Genomic DNA, 20582 nt, shown 5'->3' with positions numbered 1-20582 from the left:
CTACTCTTTATTATCTATGTCATCTTCATTATATTGTAATCATTTACCAATAAAAATAGCACAAATTTACTATTTTATAGGAAATTCTTACTATTTTTCTTATATTTTGCAGGTGTATATCCTGTATGCTTTTTAAAAAGTTTGCTAAAGTATGCTGTTTCTTTATAACCTAATATATCACTAATCTCATATACTTTATAATCATATCTTTTCAACAAAATTTTTGCTCTATCCATTTTAGCCTTAGTCAAATATTCTAAAAAGTTCTCTCCAGTTTGCTGCTTAAATACAGAACAAAAATAGTTTTTACTTATATTCAAATGATTTGAAATAGATGTTAAAGTAATTTCCTCTTCTACATGATTAAGCACATACTCACGTGCCTTCTGAACTACATTATATCCCTGATTTAGTTCATTAAAATGGATAAGTTTATTAGTTCCTAAAATATATTTGTAATTCAATGCTTCCTTTGCATTTAAGTAACTTTTGTATAAGGAATATATATGATTATATACTTTTCCAATGCCTATGTTTATTTCTATTTCAAATTTCTCATTACTTGTTTTAAGAATACTTCTCAATGCATCTGAAAATATATGATCAAAATCTGTTGATTCAATATTTTCTGCTTGTGCAATAATAAATTTCATTCCCAATTCACCATCTATTATTGAAAAGTGTATAACACCATTATTTTTCAACTCTTTTTCAATAATACATACAACACTCTTCTCTAAATAGTCTCCTTTATCATTTCCAATTAATTCTTCACTATTAATAACAATATCATTTATTTCAACAATGGCCACTTGTACCTTATTTTTAATAATAGGAAGGTTATATTTTAAAATATATTCATCCATCTCCATTAAGTTTTTACCTCTTAATAAGTCGTACAAAACCTTCTCTTTAGATATTGTTTTATTAATGTTGAATTCATAATTCTTCTTATCACTTTCAACTAATTTTTTATGCACAGCAACTAATACATTTTCTAGTTTTTCACGATCTAAAGGCTTTAGTATATAATCAAAAGCTCCAAGTCTAAGACCTTCCTGGGCATATGAAAATTCATCATATCCACTTAAAAGTACCACAACAGTATCAAGCTCCATGTTCCTTAGATTTCTTAATAATTCTATTCCGCTAAGCTTATGCATTTTGATATCTGTAATTATAAAATGAATTTTTTGCCTTTTAAGCTGCTCTAAAGCCTCTTCTCCGTCAGTACATACACATTCAACCTTAAATCCATACTCTTCCCATTTAACAGTTTTCTCCAATCCCATTCTAATAATTGGCTCATCATCTACAATCATTACTGAGTACAAACGAATCCCTCCTTTTAAGTAAAACCTTTCTGCTTATATAAACTAATTGTAAATCTTGTATAACTTCCTTGCTCTGATTGAATATCAAGGCCACTGCTTTTGCCATAAAAAAGTTTAATTCTGTCATTTACATTTTTAATACCTAGCCCAAATCTTTTATCTATATTCCCATTAATATGATTTTTCAAAGCTTCTATCGCTGCTCTATTCATCCCTTTTCCATCATCCATTACATTTAAATATAAATAAGTTTCATCTGATTCCATAAATATATTAATATTTCCCTCTTCACTTCTTAGTTTTTCTGAAAGTCCATGCTTAACTGAATTTTCCACTAGAGGCTGAATAATTAATTTTAGAATTTTTAAATCTAAAAACTGCTTGTCTACATTAATATGTAAATTTATATCATACTCATATCTCAAAGTCATTAATGAAATATACTTCTTAATATAGTTTAATTCTTCATTTAATGACACAAAATCATCTTCCCATTTTATGTTATACCTCATCATATCTCCTAAAGAAACCAAAGAATCAGCCACTACATAGTTTTCTTCAATTAAGGCCATTACTCTTATATTTTCAAGAGTATTAAATAGAAAATGTGCATCTATTTGACTCTTTAATGCTTTTAACTCTGTTTCTTTCCCTACAATCTCTTTTTTAATATTTTCTTTTATTAATTCGTCTATTGTTTTCATCATTTCTCGAAAATTATAAGCTAATATACCTATTTCATCTTTACCATATACAGGTATGTTAGCAGATAAATTTCCTGTTCTTACTTCCTTAATTGAATTTATAATTAAATACAATCTCTTTAATATCGTTTTTGTAACAAAATATATAATAATGGATAACAGTATTAGTAATAACAAACTTTGAAATAATAAAGTTCTTTTTGAATCTGCTATACTTTGGTTAATATTGTTTAAAGGTATAACACATACTAAATAATTATTTGCTATTGGTGATTCTTTATATAATAAAGTATAATTTTCCCTTCCTTGTTTATATGATATTTCACCATTACTATCACCTAACTTGTCCTTAATAAATTCTCCAAACTGTTTTTTATCAAAATTTAATTTCTGTAAAAAAGAATTATTTTCATCTGTATTTAACTCTAAACTTTTTGTATTAAAAAGGAATATTTGTCCACTTCCCAGCTTATCTTCATTAAACATATTGGGGAAAAAATCTTTAGATAACATCGTTACTCTTATTATTCCTATATTTTTGTTCTTTACAGATTTAATTTCTTTATTAAGTGAAACAACCAAGTTTCCAGACTTTTCACTTGCTTTTGAATAAATTTTAATATCATTATCATATTTATTTACATTCCAGTATGCAGCACCATCTTTATCTAAAGTTTGTTTGTACCAATTATTATCCTCAACTCTCTCTTTTTTATATATCAATGGCCAAATTTCGTTAACATCTAAGCTGTTAGCAAATATATTTATTTGTTTTACATTTGGATTATTATTTTGTAGGTTCAACAGCCCGCGATATGATATGTTATTAAAACTTATAAGCTCTTTTGTGTCTATGCTTTTCTCTGGATCAATATAGTTTATAACATCTTTATTATTTATAACTGTATCTATTATATTTCTCATAATATAGATGTTTTTTTCAATAGTATCGTATTCAAGATTAAGTTCATAGCTATGCTTATTTACTTCATCTTTTTTTGCATTTGCTTTAAGGGATCTAAATGAATATACAGAAAAAACCATTATGGGAATTGCAATAACTAATATATAAGCAATTATCAATTTTTTCATTAAGCTCTTTTTTATAAATGATCCATTATAACTTTTCATTGAAAACTCCTAATCCTAAAACTACTTAATTTATCTGATATCTAGCATCCGTAACACTCCCAAGTGAGAGATAACGTCTGCACGCTCCTAGACTTGGTGCCCCTTGAGGGTATAAGTTCAACTAAATTCAGCTGGAGTTAAACTCCACCTGAAAAGTTTCACTTTATATTAAGTCTTTTCTTGTTCTCTTCAAATTTTTTCTGTCTATAAGCTTGTATTTTTTCATATCCCTCCCTTTCTCTATAATTCAAGAATTCATCAAATATCTTATCGAATTTATCATCACTATTTGCTAAAAGTAGGCTTTTCAAAGTATTTTTCCACTTACTATTTATTTTAGAATAAGCTATACCTTCCTCAGTATCTCCATATGGAGCTGTGTGATCGTATATAGAAAAATTATAAGTTTTTCCTCTAGTCCAATCTTTTAATATCTTTAGTGGTTCTGGTTCTGGTGCTTCCAATTTCTTTATTAAATTAGTGTCCATAAGCATCCAATATGTTTTTTCTGCTCCATATTTTTCATAAAAGCTTTTTCTATCACTATTTAACAAATCCATTGCTTCTGGTTTAAATTGTTTTTTTCCATCAACATCTTCCCACAAAACACCCTTTTCCCCTAAATATAAATCCTGGTTTCCCTCTTCACTTATCAGATAACTTAAAAATTTTATAGCTCTATCAGGATTCTTACAATCCTTCGATATAAATGTTACAGTCCATCCAGAAATGCTATCAGAAGATAATCTAGGCTCTTGAAGTTTTGAGTTAGCTGGTCCATCAACTGGTATGTAAATCTTATCTTTATCAGCGTTATACAATTCTAATTGCTGTTCAACCATATCAGTTCTTTGATAGAGCATTGCAAAATATCTGCCATTAACAATCTTTTCTGCCATCTGATCTCTTTTATCCCCAAATATATCTTTTGAAAGTAATCCAAGTTCATTGGCTTTCCTTAAAGTTTTTAACCATCTTACATATTCAGGATCAGTTAACCGATCATAAAATTCACTTTCTTTCTCAAAAGGTATTGCTAAAAAATTAGGGAGAATGCTATCTAAAGATAAATTCCCTGAATCATTAAACTCATCTAATCCTAAGGGTATGAGTGGCTGATTATTTACAGTAGGGAATTTCTCCTTTGCTTTTTCTAGTGCACTTAAAAAGCCCTCTGGAGTTCTCATATCTGGTTTTCCTATTGCTTCATATATATCTTTTCTTACTAAAAAGGTTTGATTAGAAGGATTTTCTTCTTTATAATCCTTAGTATCTCTTATAGACAAAGAAAAATTAGGATAACAATATACCTCTCCATCATTTTCTCTATACCACTCCAACTTTTGTTTATCTGTAACCTTGAAAAAATAAGCATCATATTTTTCTGCCAATTTTTCTAAAGGTAAAGCTAATTTTTCTTCTATAATGTTTCGATACTCATCATCCCAAGCATTTATAGTAATAAAATCTGGTAAGCTTTCTCTGTCTATCATGGCATTTAGCTTTTCTGTTCCATTTCCACTAGGAGCTATAAAATTTATACTTACACCAGTTTTTCTTGTAACATAGCTAGATACAGAATTGTTTCCCCACTTAGTTGTAAACCATGGATAATTTACATACCAATCAAAAGTTATTGGTGAAGTATCCGACTTCCATCCTTCTTCGTTCTTTGCACTGTTTTCTTTCTTAATTTCTTCATGACTTCTTTTAAATATATTAACCGAGGCAAATATTATAGAAAACATGATAAAAATAATAATTATTTTTGAAACCCTTCGCTTCTGTGAACACATAAATCATACCTCCTATAGCTTCAGCTCTTATGTATAACGTATACAAAATAGATAATTATTATCTTTACAAACAATCTCATATTTTGATAAATATATACTTATTCCTTAAAAATAATAATATATTGTAATTATAACATTTTTCTCCTATTACTTGATATGAATGCTATAAAAAAATAAACTAGTCAAATTTTAAGCTCCATCTTCATGGAATTTTCCTTTCATAATTCTCTCTATATTTATGAATTTAAAAAGAAAAAGCTATATTTCATGTTTCTATTTACGAAATATAACTTCTTCCCTAGTTTCTCCTACTTATTATAAAAATAGCTTGTACATCATAAGTATAGGATATTTTTATTCATATTTTATTGTAAACTTAGCATGTGAACCACCTAAAAATACGATTTTACCATCCTTAGGTAAGGTAACCTTATTACTGCCTGAAATTAAAGAATTGTTTAGTACTTTGCCATTACTATTATAAACTACAAAAGCTGCATTTTTAGGTATATCTACAGTAATTTTCTTATCAGCTGATTCATCACCAATAGCATACCATTTAGCATATCCATCCTTACCAATTTTACAAGAGAACTTATCTTTTGTTGGTAAAGCTTTCATTGCATCCTCTTCTACATAAACTCTACCTCCTGCACTTAGATATTCATGCTTGTCCTTCATATAAAATTTATAATCATTTTGATCCCTTGACATCATGCCTGGTCCATCTAATGTAGAAATTGCTGAATTTTCATCTACTATTTTATCTATACCAAAATATCCTTCAATTCCTTTTACATCGATACTTTGTACTGCTTCAAGTGGAAGAATATAATATACTGAAGAATACTTTTCATTTAATAAGTAATATTTTTTCCCATACCTTTTTTCCCATACTTTAGAAACTCTTTCATTTAAATTATTAGCCTCTTCCTTTTGTGCTACATAGGCATCAATTACTGTTTGACCTAAACCTGACAGATTTAAGTAGCCAAACTGTTCAAGATATGTCTCCCCATTTGATTCTTCTACAAATTTTATATTTGTTGATCCATCACTAGTTACAAAAGTTCCATCCTTTGTATAATATAAAGTTTGTTTAGCTCCTTGTGGTTCTAGAGGATTGGATAATATTAATGAACCTGATTCATCTATTTTCACATCAATAAACCCTTGAGACAATTCATATAAACCTTCATATTTTTTTTGCTCTGAAGGAACAGCTACTTTTTGTGGTGGAGTAAAAGTCTTATCTAGTTTTATATCACTAATTACACCTTTTTCCTTTAAAGCAGCAAGAAGTACTTCTTGAGCCATTACACCATCTGAGTTACTCCCACCTCCAGAACTTAGTATTGCTATAGCCATATTTTGTTCTGGTAAAACAGTTAAATAACTATGATAAAACTCAGTATCTCCGCCCTTTGATAGTGCTTTAATATTATATTGGTTGAAAGGATAAAGATTTACACTATCCCAGCCTAATCCATAACCTAGTATATTATCTTTTTCTTCTGGCCAAATTCCTTTCAAGTATTCCTTATTCTCCATTGCACTTAAAGAATTGTTCGAAAGAATTTTATTTGAATTTTGCGTAAAAGTTGTTGCAAATCTACATAAATCTTCTGCACTTGAATAAACTCCACCAGCACCAATGGAATTTAAATTTTCTGTGGGTACAGCGTTATTTATTTCTGGATAATATGTCTTAGCTAATTTATCTCTATCAAATTTACTGACAGGTGTTTTAGTATTATTCATTTTTAAAGTATTTGTAATATTTTTTGTTATATATTCTGTATAACTATCTCCTGTTACATGTTCTACTAAAATTTCAGCAAGAGAGAATCCATCATTACAATATACTGAGCAAGTACCTGGATCTGTCTTTAATCGTTGTGTTTTTAATTGTTCTAAAAGGGTATCATGTGCATAAGTATCATTATCTCCAAAAAGAAGTGCATTAGAATAACAACTACCCATTAAGCCTGATGAATGATTTAAAAGCATCCTAACTGTAATCTTTTTGTATCTATCATCCGCCATCCTAAACTCTTTAATATATTGGTTTACTGGAGCATCAAGGTTAACTTTACCTTCATCCACTAATTTCATTACTGCTGTTGTTACAAACATTTTACTAACAGAAGCAATTCCATACATATTATCGGCTGTTAATAATTTATTTTCTTCTTTTGAATATGCCCCTGCATTACCAGATAGTACAATTTTCCCATTATCTACTAAAGCATATTGTACACTTGTACTTCCATATTGAGAAATTAAGCTTGAAGCTTTTTGTTCTGCAACTGCTTTTGCTTGTTCATAACCATTATCTGCAACACTTTTAACTTGACTATTATTTTCCCTTCTGAACTTTTGAACATCATTTGTATCTGGTATTTTTATTTTTTGTCCGTCAATTGTTTTAGGTGCAAGATCTAGTGTAATTGTATTATTGGGGTTCTTTGTATCCAATATCCCAATTGAATTTTGATCTACAGCGAAAACTGACTTTGATGATGCACTTATTAATGCTACCAAAATAAGTGAAACTACACGTTTTTTCATTTTAATATTCCCCCTTTTTTTATCTTCTAACAATTCATGTATAGCTAATACACTCAATTATTATATTGTTTTATAATATCACTTATATTATGGAACTTAAAGGATATATTTCTAAAATAAACCTTAAGTTTTTTTAATATAGATTTAATTTTTATTTATTTCGCTTCTCTTCTTTGTAGGTTTTTGCTGAATGAAAATAAAGCTAATGTTTGCCGCATTCAGAAACATTAACTTTCACGATTTTTCTACAACCCAATCAAGCAAACTCCTAAATCCATTTTCAATATAACTAGGTTTGCTGGCAATTGTCATTCTCAAAACTCCTTCCCCACAGCTTCAAAATATAGATCTTCTTTTTTCATATTTTTCAACCATATTTTTTGCATTTTCATTTACTTCACTATTATTTACGTACTTAGCGATGGCCTTTTGAACAGAAGATTCAATTAATGAAAGTCCTTATGATTAATTGGATGAAATTATAACTTAAATATTTTTTAACATAAAAAAAATAACCCACTAAAATCTAATATTTAGATTTTAGTGGGTTTTATATCTGGTTACCTGCATAGTTTATTATTTTATTATTATGCCTTTTACTTCTAACTTTCCAAAAACTAATGTAATCTTTGACCCTGATTTTATCGTATTCTCAAAATTTTGGAATAGTAATATCCCTGTATATTGATATTTACGGTGCTTTGTTTGTATTGCTCCATACCTAGGAAGTTTCATTAGATAAAATTTTTTCTTACTTTCTTCATCAACTAAATATATATTCTCTATACCTTTCACCCGATCAGGTCTAGTTATCCTATACCTAATATCAATGAAAGCCCCCTCCCCACTTAATTGAGCCTTTATAATATACAGTTTTTCTCTTTTAAATCTATAGGTTAGTAAATACCATATCTTCATTAACCATTGTATAATTATCAACTAAAACCACCTGCCTAATCAAGGGGCCCTACTTTAAACAGGTACCCCCTACTTTATAAGATCAACATTAAAATTTAATTACAGCAATCATCTTGCTTATTGTTTATTGTAACGTCATTTTCATGACATTTTTTGGTGCATCAGTTTGAATAAAAATTAGCTGACCTCCTGGGTAAACCCCATTGTTTGTAACTTTATAGTCATCGTGATTATGAGCTGGATAAAACTGTGGGAAAAATTTATCATCACCTTGATTTCCTTGACATATATCAATATAGTTTACTGTATTATAATTGGGGCAATTAACTGGTTCTGTAGGAATATCAGCAACTTCCATATCAGCTAATTGTGAGCAAAGTGATGGAATTTTATCTTGAATACTATCTTCGCCTTTAACAATATACTTTCTGTACACAGGTCTCTTATCTTCAGCTATTAATAGTAAGTCATAAGTCTCTCCCGAACCTATAGTAGCTGTAAATCCCATGTTCTGCAATTCATGATCCATCTGCTCCATATTGTCCATATAATCCATATCGTCTATATATCCCATTGGGTCATTACGTTCTAAATAATTCAACTTAGTAGCAATCTTTAGGAATGGACTTGGGTGAGCATCTTTACCCACAACTGTAAAATGCCATCCGTGAATGTGCCAAGGAACAACCTGATAACCTAGGTTAATCATCCTTAATAAGAACTTTTCATTTGTTGATATATGAACGTATGATTCATAATTAATTTGTGTCAAATTTGAATTACTTCCTGAGGACGGTGTTTGAGGATGTGGAAGTAATGTGTCTGGGAAGGCACGGCCATTGACAAGCCAATAATCTGGTTTAAAATTCACTGCATTGAAAGGATTATTTGGATCCGGTTTCCATACTGCATCATGCCATACAGAATCAATATCCGATAACAACATTACATACTCTTTATCAAAATAGGTGTTTATATCATTATAGGCAAAGTTTCTATTAGTAGCAGTTGTTGGAATCTGACATTGATGCTCACGATGTAAATACCATCTTCCCTTTTGATCTTGAGTAATACCTGCTTTTTCTAGACTTTTCTTTGAAGGATAGACAACTAATGCTCCATACATCCCCATCTGGACGTGCTCAGAAGCCTCTACATGACAATGATACATTTGAGTTCCTGGATGTTCAGGTTCAAAGAAATAGGTTGCATTAGGAGGCTCTTCTGTGGGCTTCATCCACATTGGTACTGCAAATGATGCCTCTGGAAACCCATCTAGTTGTGTTGCTACATGTGCACCATGAAGATGCACAGTATGTGGGTCCATAAGATCAGGTCTACACTTCATACCTAGATTAATAAGTGTAATATAAATTCTGTCTCCAACTTCCCCCCAAATCATAGGAGCTGGTATTGTCCCAGTACCTCTTAAATTGAATAGATCTTGCCATTTTCTAGAATCCTTCCAATTAAGTTCAGGGTTTTCATACTGTACATTACCTTCATCTATAACCTTATAAAGTCCACCAATAAAACTAAAAACATAAACTTTTTTTCTATCTTCAGAGCACGGACACTGCGGATCAGTGCACGGATCATATGCACTAGTGCATGGATTAGGTGTATTACTGCACAAATCAGGTCCATTTGGTAAACAAATAAAACCATCTGTTGCTAGTAAAACATAGTGCCTTATTGCCATATATATACATCTCCTTGTGTAAAAACAAACTTTATCTTTTGACTCAATATATAATATGATTATTAAATACTTTAGGTTACTTCCAAGAATTAAACAAATATAAAATAGCAGCTTCCAATAAATACTTCATACATTTCGTTTTCTACCAGTGTTACGATATATCACCTTCATAATGTCGACGAAAATATAAGAAGAGTATAAATTAATTTTGCTATATTTTACCGAAATTCTATCATCTTTAAAAAGATAAAAAACTTAGGGGATATATCAAGATAACCTTTTGATACATCCCCTTATTATAATTATATTCTACTATACTATCTAAATTAACATGAAACTTCATCTGAGTTTTTGTAATCTAACTCCACATCAGAATCCTTTTTACACTTCCATGCCTTCACAACCTTTACCAATGCATACAATACTGCTGCAACTAATGCTATAGGTATCAATGTTTTAACTCCTATTCCATTTTCACTTGCAAATCCTAATTTTGAACAAACTATATACATTGATACCATTAAGAATAATACAACTCCACAAGCTTCATAACGATATTTCCATGGTTTTATATCTACAACTTTATTGTCTCTTAATATATATTCTTCATCTCTTGGTTTGATTTTACCAATAACAAGCATAATTATACAGCTGATTACAAATAAAATAGCTAATTGATAAAGATAATGTATATCTGGTTTTATTACTAATTGAAGTGTTCCATAAGTTAGTACAAATAATACTATAGATACCTTTGCTGCTATTGCTGGAACTTTTTTTGTCACATAACCTATAAAGACTATTGTAAATATAGGAACATTGAAAAACCCATTTACTGTTTGTAAATACTCAAATAAGCCTTGTGGTGCATACATTATAAATGGCGCTATAGTCATAGAGATTATGGCTAAAACAAGACCAAACTGCTTACCTTTTGATATAATTTCTTTATCAGATTTTCCTTTTCCCAATATAGGACTATATACATTTAATGCAAATAAAGTTGATGCACTATTTAGGACCCCATTAAATACACTTAATACTGATCCAAACATAGCTGCTGCAAAGAAACCAATTAAAGGTTTTGGTAAAACTTCATTTACTAGTTTTGAATATAAAAGATCTGGATTTTCAATTCCTGATCCATATACATTAAAAGCTATAATTCCAGGTATTATAACTATTAAAGGCGTTAATACTTTTAAAAGCCCTGCAAAGATTATTCCTTTTTGACCTTCTGCTAAATTTTTAGCAGCTAATGCTCTTTGTATAATTGCTTGGTCTGTTCCCCAGTAATAAAGATTAACTAAAATCATTCCTGTAAATATAGTTCCAAAAGGTATAGGATCATGTGATGTTCCTATAGCATTGAACTTATCCGAATTATTCACTAACATATTTGATAATCCTGTAGAAAAGCTACCATGCCCCAAATATATTAATCCAAATACAGGAACCATTAATCCACCAATAGCTAGTCCTATACCATTTAATGTATCAGATACTGCAACTGCTTTTAAGCCTCCAAGTATAGCATAAATAAATCCTATTATACCTATAACCCAAACCATAATCCAAACACTAGCTGTATAGCTTATTCCAAACATTTCTTGTACGTTAAAGATTTGTGCTAGTGCAATAGCTCCTGAATAAAGAGTTATTGGAAGTAAATTTGAAACATATCCTAATAAAAATAATAATGAAACTATCTTTTTAACTCCTGAATCAAAACGTTCTTCAAGAAAATCTGGTACAGTTGTAATACCTTGCTTCAAATATCTTGGAAGTAAGAATAAAGCTACAATTACAAGAGTAACCCCGGAACCGACTTCCCATCCCATAACACTCATATTACTACTATATGCCTGAGCACTCATCCCTACAAAATTAGATGCACTTAAATTCGTAAGAAGTAAAGATGCTCCTATTACTCCTCCTGTTAAACTACGTCCTCCTAAGAAATAAGAATCCTTCGAGTTATTTTTTTGTCCTTTTAACTTACGATAAGTAATTGTTGCTACTAATATAATACAAAATAAAAACGAAATAATGGTTAACATGTTTTTTCTCCTTTTTAATTAATGAATATTATTACATACCATAACGTTTACTTATTATCTAGAATAAAGCTATGGATATAAAACAATAACATCCTCGTAAACTACAGGATGTTATTGTTTTCTGTAACCGTTAATCATATTATATTGAAATCGTTATATTATAAAAATCTTAATTATTAACTTTTCTTATAAAATATTAACTTAATACTTAATTTAATTTTAAATTTGAAAAATCACATAGACTCCTACAACTACTTCTCCTATGCAAACTTCATTTTTACTTTGAAATCGCTTAACCTTAGTGCTATAATTGCCTAAGGTGATAATTAATGAAGATAAAAAGAGTAAGAAATAGGATAACTATATATTTTTCCATAATAATATTTAGCCTTACAGTAGCCATTACATCATCCATAAGCTCTATATTTTCAAAAGAAATAATTAAGCAATATAATAATGTTGCAACAGAAAAAATAACTGTAATCTCTAAAACACTTAATGAAAATTTAGATTTTATACGGCATGATTCTTATATGATTGAAAACGATAAGACTGTTTATGATTTTATGTCTAAGGTTAACAAAAATAAATACATTGATTCAACAACTAATACTGAATTTTTGAGTTCTCTATCAGACTATTGCAAACGGAGTAACTATATAACTTCCGTTATTCCTTTAACGACTGATAAAAAAATAATGGATCCTCTTTATTCACAATATCCTTATAGTGATTTAATTTATGGAAATAAGGAGTTTGATAATTTTATAGAAAGTAACTATTCAAACAAATTCTCATCTCCCAATACTTTTCCATTTAATTATGTAGATCCTGATTATGATAAAAAAACAACCATAACTTATTTTTCTAGATATTTAGATAAAGAAAATTACTTTCTCATAGGCTACCTTATGCTCAACATAAAGAAAAAAAGTTTATTTACAAATATAGATGACTATTGTACTGGTGTCTTTGATAGTACTTTTATTGTTGATAAGAACGGAAGTTTAATATATAAGATAGGAAATATGGATTATGATAAAACGATGCTAGAAAAAGTTAATGATGATACTTTGAAAGTAAACGATACAAAATATATTGAATTTAATAGTGTTATAGAAGCATATCCAGAATGGAGAGTAATCGGATTAATTTCTTTAGATTCTCTAACTAAAAACCTAAATGCTATTAAAGTACTAATTTATTGTATAGGTATATTTAGTATCATAATTGTAATCATTATCAGTCATATTACATCAAAAAAAATAACAGATCCTATACATGCTATTACAAAAGCAATGAATAGATTTGAAAATGGTGAATGGCCCGACAAGTTAGAAGTTAACACTGAGGATGAACTTAAATATCTTGTAAACAATTTCAACAAGATGATTTATAATATGAAAGACTTGATTAACCAAATATATAAGGAAGAGGAAGAAAACAAAAAACTTGAAGTAGAATCTGTGAAAACTCAGCTAGATTTATTACAATCACAGATAAATCCTCATTTTATACATAATACACTTAATACAATAAATTATTTAGCCATAAAAAATAATCAAGGAGAGATAAGAGAACTTATTCAATCCTTTAACAGTCTCTTAAGACAAAGTATATCTACAAGCAAAAAACTTATAACTTTAAAAGAAGAGGTAACCTGCACGAAAAATTATTTAAACATACAAAAATATAGATATGGAGACATAGTTAGATTAGTGTGTAATATACCTGAAGAATTAAGTAACTGTTTAATACCAAAACTGATACTTCAACCTCTTATTGAAAATTCTCTTTATCATGGAATAGTACCTAAAGGCCCATCTGGTACTATTAGAATAGACATATTGGCAAAAGTAGAGTTTATAACCATAAGAGTCATAGATGATGGTGTTGGATTTAGCAAAGAAAAATCCTCTCATAGAGGTTCTAATGGTATTAGTTTAGATAACATAAGAGAAAGACTAAGACTATATTTTGGAAATGAATATAATTTAAATGTATATAGCAAAAGTGGAATTGGGACTTGTATAGAATTTAACATTCCGTATATTTATTAGAAATACTACTTAAGGAGAATAACAATATGTACAAGGTAATGATTGTCGATGATGAAATACCAGCACGTGAAATTCTTTCCTATATAATAAATTGGGAAGATACTGATTTTAAAATAGTATCTAGTGCTTCAAATGGTAAAGAAGCGCTTAACAACTATTCTAATATAAACCCTGATCTTATAATTACAGACATACAAATGCCTATTATGGATGGCTTAGATTTAATAGAAGAAATACAAAAGATAAATAAATCTCAAAAATTTTTAATACTTAGCTGTTATGAAGATTTTACTTACGCTCAAAGGGCTATGAAAATGGGAATAACAGATTATTTAATAAAAGATTTAATATCTCCTAATGATTTATACGGTATATTGGCAAAAACAAAAACTGACCTTGATAATATAAATGTCAAAAAAACTGAAATTAGAAAAGAACATAAACTCTTGAATTTTTTTAAAGAAAACAAGGATGTAGCTCTTAGAAAACTTATATTTAATGATATAAATGAAGATGATGGTCTAAGTCTTATTGAAAACCTTAACCTTAATTTAAACGGAAAACTTTTCGCCCTATTTTTCATTCAAATAGATAACTTTTTTAAGTATATAAACAATGAAGAGTTTTGTACAAAAACTCTTAAAGAAATTATTAAAACTTTTTATGAAGTTATGGACGAGCTTAATATTGGTGAATGTTTTTATAGTGAAAATGGAGAATTTACAGCTATCGTACGTTTAACTCCAACAGCTAGTGAAGCTGACATAATAAATCAATGTTATTCTTTAGCACAAGAAATACGAAGGAGAATTTCTCTGATACATAATGTTAGTTTAACCATAAGTATAAGTTCTACCTTTAAAAAACCTTTTGGAATAAAAAAGTATTGGGATGAAGTATTTAAACTTTCTAAAATGAAGGTATTCCTTGGAAATGGAACTATAATTTTAAATAATACCTTTGTTAAAGGTCTAAACTTAGATAGTAATACTTTAAGTAAAAGGATTAATTCTATTTCTGCAGCTATTGAACAAAACCATATAGAAAGCTTAAATTTAGAACTAACCCATTTATATGACAAAGACATAAGAGGATTTATGCAGTTTAATTATCTTAATTATATAAACTCCTCTCTTTTAGATTTGATAATAAAAACTTGTAACAGGTATTCCATAGAATATAAAGATATTTTTTCAACTTCGTATATACCTATGGAAATCCTATCAACAAAGGAAACTATTGAAGAAATGAGAAGTTGGTTTATTGAAATTTTTACTAAAATAATTAATTATAAAACAAACAATTTTTTCAAAAATAAATACAGCAAAAAAGTATCAGATTGTATAAATTACATAAATAAAAACTTATATAATCCTTCACTAAGCCTAACAGATATAGCTACAAATATTAATGTTCATAAGGTTTATTTATGTAGGATATTTAAAGAAGAAACAGGTGAAAATGTAACACAGTATATTCTAAAAGCTAGAATAGAAAAATCTAAAGAAATAATATTATCCACTAATTACAAACTTTACGAAGTATCAGCTAAACTTGGCTTCAGTAGTCCTCAACAATTTAGTATACTTTTCAAAAAAGTTACAGGTATTACACCAAACCAATTTAGAGACTCCACCTTCGAAAATCATAATTAATTTTATATTTCTAAACTAATGAAAGGAATTTATATTGACATGAATAAAAAAATACCTTTAGTTGTAATTGTAATTTTTTCTACCTTTATTTTTTCTTATAACAAGATATCTAATACGGAAGATAATAAAAAATCTGATTTAGTTATTGCTGTTATTTATAAAACTTTAGACGAAACCTGGTTTCAAGAAGAAAGTGAAGCTGCTAAAAATAAAGCTTTAGAAATGGGTGCAAAAGATGTAATTACCATAGATGCTAAAATGAACCCTGATGTATATTTATCTGCTTTAGACAACTTAATTACTCAAAAAGTAGATGGTATATTAATATGTATTCCTGATCAAAAATTAAGTAAAATTACTGTTGATAGATGCAAAAAAGCAAATATTCCTATTATCGCCTGTGATGATCCCCTTACTGATGATAAAGGCAATTATCTTACTCCTTTCGTCGGAATAGATTCTAATCAAATAGGTCGAGATATGACTAACCTTATGGTAGATTACTTAAAAAATAATAATAAACTTACTGACCCTAAGTCCTCAGGCCTTCTACTTATGACAATGGATTCAGTTTCTAGTTGCATACCTAGAACTGAAGGACAATTAAATACATTCAAAGAAAGCTTTCCTGATTTTCCTAAAGAAAATATTTTTCAATCAGAATATAATGGACAGTCTGAAAAAAGTTTTTATTCTGCAGCCTCCACTATAAACGCTAATAAAAATATAAAAAATTGGTTTGTCATGTCTGCCAATGAAGCTGGTACAATTGGAGCAATAAAAGCACTTGAACAATCGGGCCTTGCAGAAAGTGCTGTAGTTGTAGGCGTAGGCGGCTATGTAGCAAAGGACGAATTTCAAAAACAAAACTCCCCTCTTATAGCCTCTGCATATATAAGTGCTACTGAAGTAGGAGAAATTGCTGCTGAAAAACTCATTGAAAATCTGTTACTTAATAAAAAAATACCTGATAAATATTTAGTTAATGACAAAATAATTACAAGAGATAACTATCAAGACCAAACCACTTTAATTAATGGTCTGTGAAATTAAAAGGGACATGTATGTATGCTTAAATTTAAAGCTACTAAGAAATTGACTTTACCATTGCTAGAAAAAGAGTTCTTATACCAATAAAAACTCTTTTTCTTACTAGGTTTTAAAGTACCATTTAGTATCTCCTTGTTTTCCTTTATGAATGAACTAAAATTTAAACACAACTCTCTTGTACGTCACTAGATGATTCCCTAGCATCTTTTTCACTTCTTATATTACAGCCTATAATTGACACCAATATAAGTATTACCCCTATCCATTGCATCCAATTCACGTGCTCTGATAAAACTAATGATGACATAGTCACAGCCGTTGGAAGCTCAGAAGCAGATAGTATAGTTCCAAGTCCTGGCCCAACATGTGGCATTCCAATTGAGAATAAAAGTGGCGGAAGACAAACCCCAAATATTCCCAGTATCAATCCATATTGAGTTAACCCTTTTAGCACAGAAAAGTCTAATAAAAATTTTGGTGGAAACAACAAAAATATGACTATTAAAGCACCTGTTGAAATAAGTGCACTTTTTAATACTGGTGGTGTATCTTTCTCAACTGAACTACTAAGAAAAATAAAACCTGTATAAGTGAATGAAGCAAGCAATCCCCAAATTGCTCCCTGCCATGAAAAGTTTCCTCCTTTCTGTGAAATAACATTTGCAGCTAAAACAGAACCAATCAGTACAATACCTATGGACATAAGTTTTTGTTTACTAGGTTTTTTATTATTAAATATCCAATCAAATATTGTACCAATCCAGACAAATTGAAATAGAAAAATTATTGCTAATGAAGCATTGAGTGTTTTTAATGATTGATAATAAAACAAACCTGTTAACCCAAATGGAATTCCAGATAAAACAAGCTTTAAAGTTTGTTTCAATGATAATTTTTTCTTTTTTGTAAATAAAGCAACACACCATATAAGCACTGTTCCAAAAAAATATTGTCCTCCTGTTACCTCTGTTGATGAAAAACCTGCTGAATAAGCAAGCTTTACAAATGTTGATAATATTCCATAACTACATCCGCCTAAAAAAACAACCAATGCATAATGCCATTTTCTCAAAATTATTCCTCCTCCTTTAAAACACAAAAAAGCCACACAATTATCACATTGATAATTGTGTGGCGAAAATAGAACTTCTCTAGAAAAATCCACATCCTAAAAAGGTTTTATTATTAAATTTTTTATTAAAGTATAAAATCATTGCTGTAAATTGTCAAGTAAAATATATTATGTTTTACATATTAATTTTATTTTCTAATACTATGTTAACTTATGTATATGCCTAATTATAAATCATAAAATTATATAAAGCATCTAAATCAACTCTTCTTAAATATGGATTTCACCGCTCGTTTCACTACATCAAAAAAGCTTAACGAATAAACCATATGATCTGGGTCAACATAATTTCGAATAGCACGAAGTACTTTTTTTGCATCTTTAGAAGCAAAAGTATATGTACCATTTTTCTTCGTTCGGATTGCATATCGTGGAATCCACTTTCCTTTAAACAATACGGATGCAATGACATAGTCAACCTCTTCCCAAGGAATTTGTATAAACTTACTAATATCACGAGAATTATAGAATTCAAAGCCTTTGTCACCAATCATAATTTTGCCATAATCTGAAAAGCCAGTAAAAGCTGTTGCATCAATTGTTAGATCCACCTTTGTATTGAGTGATTGAACCATCTAATCTACCTCTTTTCTACTTATACACACATTTATTTTTAATTATATACTTTTATTATATATTCTATATATATTTCTATCAATTATTCCAAAGTCCATTAAAAGTGGTTAAAAAAGCCCAGGCTATAAAAGCCTAGGCTAAGTAAAAAATATTACATTAAACCGATTAAGTGGAATACAATACCAATTACAAATAACCCAAGAATAATAACAATTGGAGATACTTTCTTCTTAAGTAACCACATACAAAGAAGTGTAATTAATAATCCTGCAAGTCCAGGAATTAATGAATCCAAGTTATTTTGAAGCGTTGTAACCTTAGTATCAGTTAATGACATACCAGATCCTTGTTGTAATAGAGCTTGTTTAACACCTTCTGCTCCATCAGCAAGTTTGCTCCAATCAATGAATGCACCATCACTTAATTTAACGGATGATACTACTGGCGCAAATTTAACTGATACCCATCTATTAACCAATGATCCTAAAATGAACATACCAAGGATGGATGCTCCTTTTGTGATATCTTGTAGTAAACCACCTGATAAATCATCAGTAATACGAGATCCTGCTTTGTAACCAAATTCTTGTGTATACCACATAAATGACATACGAATTGCATTCCAAGCAAAGAAATAAATAAGTGGTCCAAGAATGTTACCAGTCATAGCAAGAGAAGCAGCTAATGCCCCTAAAATTGGTTTAACAGTAAACCAGAAAACTGGATCTCCGATACCAGCTAAAGGTCCCATCATACCAACTTTAACCCCTTGAATAGTTACATCATCGATTGGTGCACCATTTGCACGTTCTTCTTCTAAAGCCAATGTTACACCAATAATTGGTGAAGCTACATATGGGTGAGTGTTAAAGAACTCTAAGTGACGTTCTAATGCAGCTGCTCTATCTTCTTTAGTTTTATATAATTTTTTGATTGCGGGAATCATTGCAAATGCCCAACCACCGTTTTGCATTCTTTCATAGTTCCAAGAACCTTGAAGGAAAAATGAACGGAACCAAACAGAAATACGATCTCTTTTTGTTAATTTTAATTCTTTTGACATTTTCGTTTCCTCTCCCTTCTTAGTAATTATCTATGATATTGCCTAATGGATCTCCTGTATTTGAGCCTCCACCATTGCCTGAGCCACCTTGTTTACCAAGTGCTAAGTAAATAAGAGCTAATGCTACACCTATTGCACCTAATCCGATAAGTGTAATTTGTGAAACAGTTGCTAATACAAAACCGATTGCAAAGAATGGCCATACTTCTTTTGTAGCCATCATGTTGATTACCATTGCATAACCAACAGCTACAACCATTCCACCACCAATTGCTAAACCATCTGTTAACCAAGCAGGCATAGAATCAAGTAGTGAACTAATAGGACCAGCGCCAATTGCTAAGATCAATGCTGCTGGAATTGCAATACGTATACCTTGCATACAAATAGCAGCGATTTGCCACATTTCGATAGCTTTTAGATTTCCTTGTTTAGCAGCAGAATCCATAAAATGTACAAATGCTGTAGCAATAGTACGACAAATAATAGTTAATAATAACCCTGCAACTGCTAGAGGAACAGCAATAGCGATTGCTGAAGTAACTCCTTCTTTACCTTGTCCTCCAAGAACTAGGATGATTGCAGATGCAACAGATGCTAATGCTGCATCTGGTGCTACGGCAGCACCTATATTTGCCCAACCTAAGGCAATCATTTGAAGCATACCACCTAAGATTAAGCATGGAACTAAGTTACCTGTAACTAAGCCGATTAACGTACAAGCAATTATTGGTTGGTGAAAATGGAATTCATCCAAAATACCTTCTACACCAGCTAGAAATGCTACAATAATGACTAATATTATTTGAATTATATTTAAAGTCACGATT

Annotated in this window: 14 protein-coding genes; 3 read left to right on the top strand and 11 right to left on the bottom strand. The window is 29.7% G+C overall.

Annotated elements, in window-relative coordinates; translation table 11 throughout:
• Positions 1–74: 74 nt before the first annotated feature.
• The 7 genes from FAY47_RS16560 to FAY47_RS16530 form a co-directional block, all read right to left on the bottom strand.
• A complete protein-coding gene (locus FAY47_RS16560; RefSeq protein WP_143318047.1) occupies positions 75–1334 on the bottom strand; it encodes a response regulator in 1260 nt (419 codons plus the stop codon).
• A 14-nt stretch (positions 1335–1348) separates the two neighbouring features.
• Positions 1349–3169 carry a histidine kinase gene (locus FAY47_RS16555; protein ID WP_143318046.1) on the bottom strand — a complete coding sequence of 607 codons (1821 nt, stop codon included), beginning with the start codon at positions 3167–3169 and terminating at the stop codon, positions 1349–1351.
• Positions 3170–3327: 158 nt separating this feature from the next.
• Positions 3328–4965, bottom strand: a complete 1638-nt coding sequence (locus FAY47_RS16550) for an extracellular solute-binding protein (RefSeq protein WP_143318045.1) — start codon at positions 4963–4965, stop codon at positions 3328–3330.
• Positions 4966–5319: 354 nt separating this feature from the next.
• The gene (locus FAY47_RS16545) at positions 5320–7536 is read right to left on the bottom strand and encodes a serine hydrolase domain-containing protein (protein ID WP_243129647.1); all 2217 of its coding nucleotides are present in this window, start codon (positions 7534–7536) and stop codon (positions 5320–5322) included.
• 576 nt (positions 7537–8112) lie between these two features.
• The gene (locus FAY47_RS16540) at positions 8113–8475 is read right to left on the bottom strand and encodes a hypothetical protein (RefSeq protein WP_143318044.1); all 363 of its coding nucleotides are present in this window, start codon (positions 8473–8475) and stop codon (positions 8113–8115) included.
• 103 nt (positions 8476–8578) lie between these two features.
• Positions 8579–10156 (bottom strand): multicopper oxidase domain-containing protein, encoded by a 1578-nt coding sequence (locus tag FAY47_RS16535; RefSeq protein ID WP_143318043.1) that lies wholly within the window; start codon positions 10154–10156, stop codon positions 8579–8581.
• 326 nt (positions 10157–10482) lie between these two features.
• Positions 10483–12216, bottom strand: coding sequence for a solute:sodium symporter family transporter (locus FAY47_RS16530; protein ID WP_143318042.1), 1734 nt, complete (start codon positions 12214–12216; stop codon positions 10483–10485).
• A gap of 329 nt (positions 12217–12545) precedes the next feature.
• On the opposite strand from FAY47_RS16530, the gene FAY47_RS16525 reads away from it, so the two are divergent.
• From FAY47_RS16525 to FAY47_RS16515, 3 genes are read left to right on the top strand one after another with little or no spacing between them, the layout of a single operon-like run.
• Positions 12546–14276 (top strand): histidine kinase, encoded by a 1731-nt coding sequence (locus FAY47_RS16525; protein ID WP_143318040.1) that lies wholly within the window; start codon positions 12546–12548, stop codon positions 14274–14276.
• A gap of 26 nt (positions 14277–14302) precedes the next feature.
• A complete protein-coding gene (locus FAY47_RS16520; RefSeq protein WP_143318039.1) occupies positions 14303–15931 on the top strand; it encodes a response regulator in 1629 nt (542 codons plus the stop codon).
• 39 nt (positions 15932–15970) lie between these two features.
• Positions 15971–16978, top strand: coding sequence for an arabinose ABC transporter substrate-binding protein (locus FAY47_RS16515; RefSeq protein WP_143318037.1), 1008 nt, complete (start codon positions 15971–15973; stop codon positions 16976–16978).
• A gap of 163 nt (positions 16979–17141) precedes the next feature.
• Here the strand turns inward: FAY47_RS16515 and FAY47_RS16510 are convergent, their stop codons facing one another.
• From FAY47_RS16510 to FAY47_RS16495, 4 genes are all read right to left on the bottom strand, one after another.
• Complete coding sequence (locus FAY47_RS16510) at positions 17142–18053, bottom strand: DMT family transporter (protein WP_143318036.1); 912 nt, start codon at positions 18051–18053, stop codon at positions 17142–17144.
• A gap of 260 nt (positions 18054–18313) precedes the next feature.
• Entirely contained in the window at positions 18314–18688 is a 375-nt protein-coding gene (locus tag FAY47_RS16505) for a DUF956 family protein (RefSeq protein WP_143318034.1), read from the bottom strand.
• A gap of 152 nt (positions 18689–18840) precedes the next feature.
• A complete protein-coding gene (locus FAY47_RS16500; protein WP_143318033.1) occupies positions 18841–19752 on the bottom strand; it encodes a PTS system mannose/fructose/sorbose family transporter subunit IID in 912 nt (303 codons plus the stop codon).
• A gap of 19 nt (positions 19753–19771) precedes the next feature.
• Complete coding sequence (locus FAY47_RS16495) at positions 19772–20578, bottom strand: PTS mannose/fructose/sorbose transporter subunit IIC (protein ID WP_143318031.1); 807 nt, start codon at positions 20576–20578, stop codon at positions 19772–19774.
• Positions 20579–20582 lie beyond the last annotated feature (4 nt).

It is taken from the genome of Clostridium sp. HBUAS56017 (assembly GCF_007115085.1).
Classification (GTDB): Bacteria; Bacillota; Clostridia; order Clostridiales; family Clostridiaceae; genus Clostridium; species Clostridium cibarium.
The sequence above is the reverse complement of the archived record's forward strand: the minus strand, read 5'-3'. Positions and strand labels throughout refer to the sequence as shown.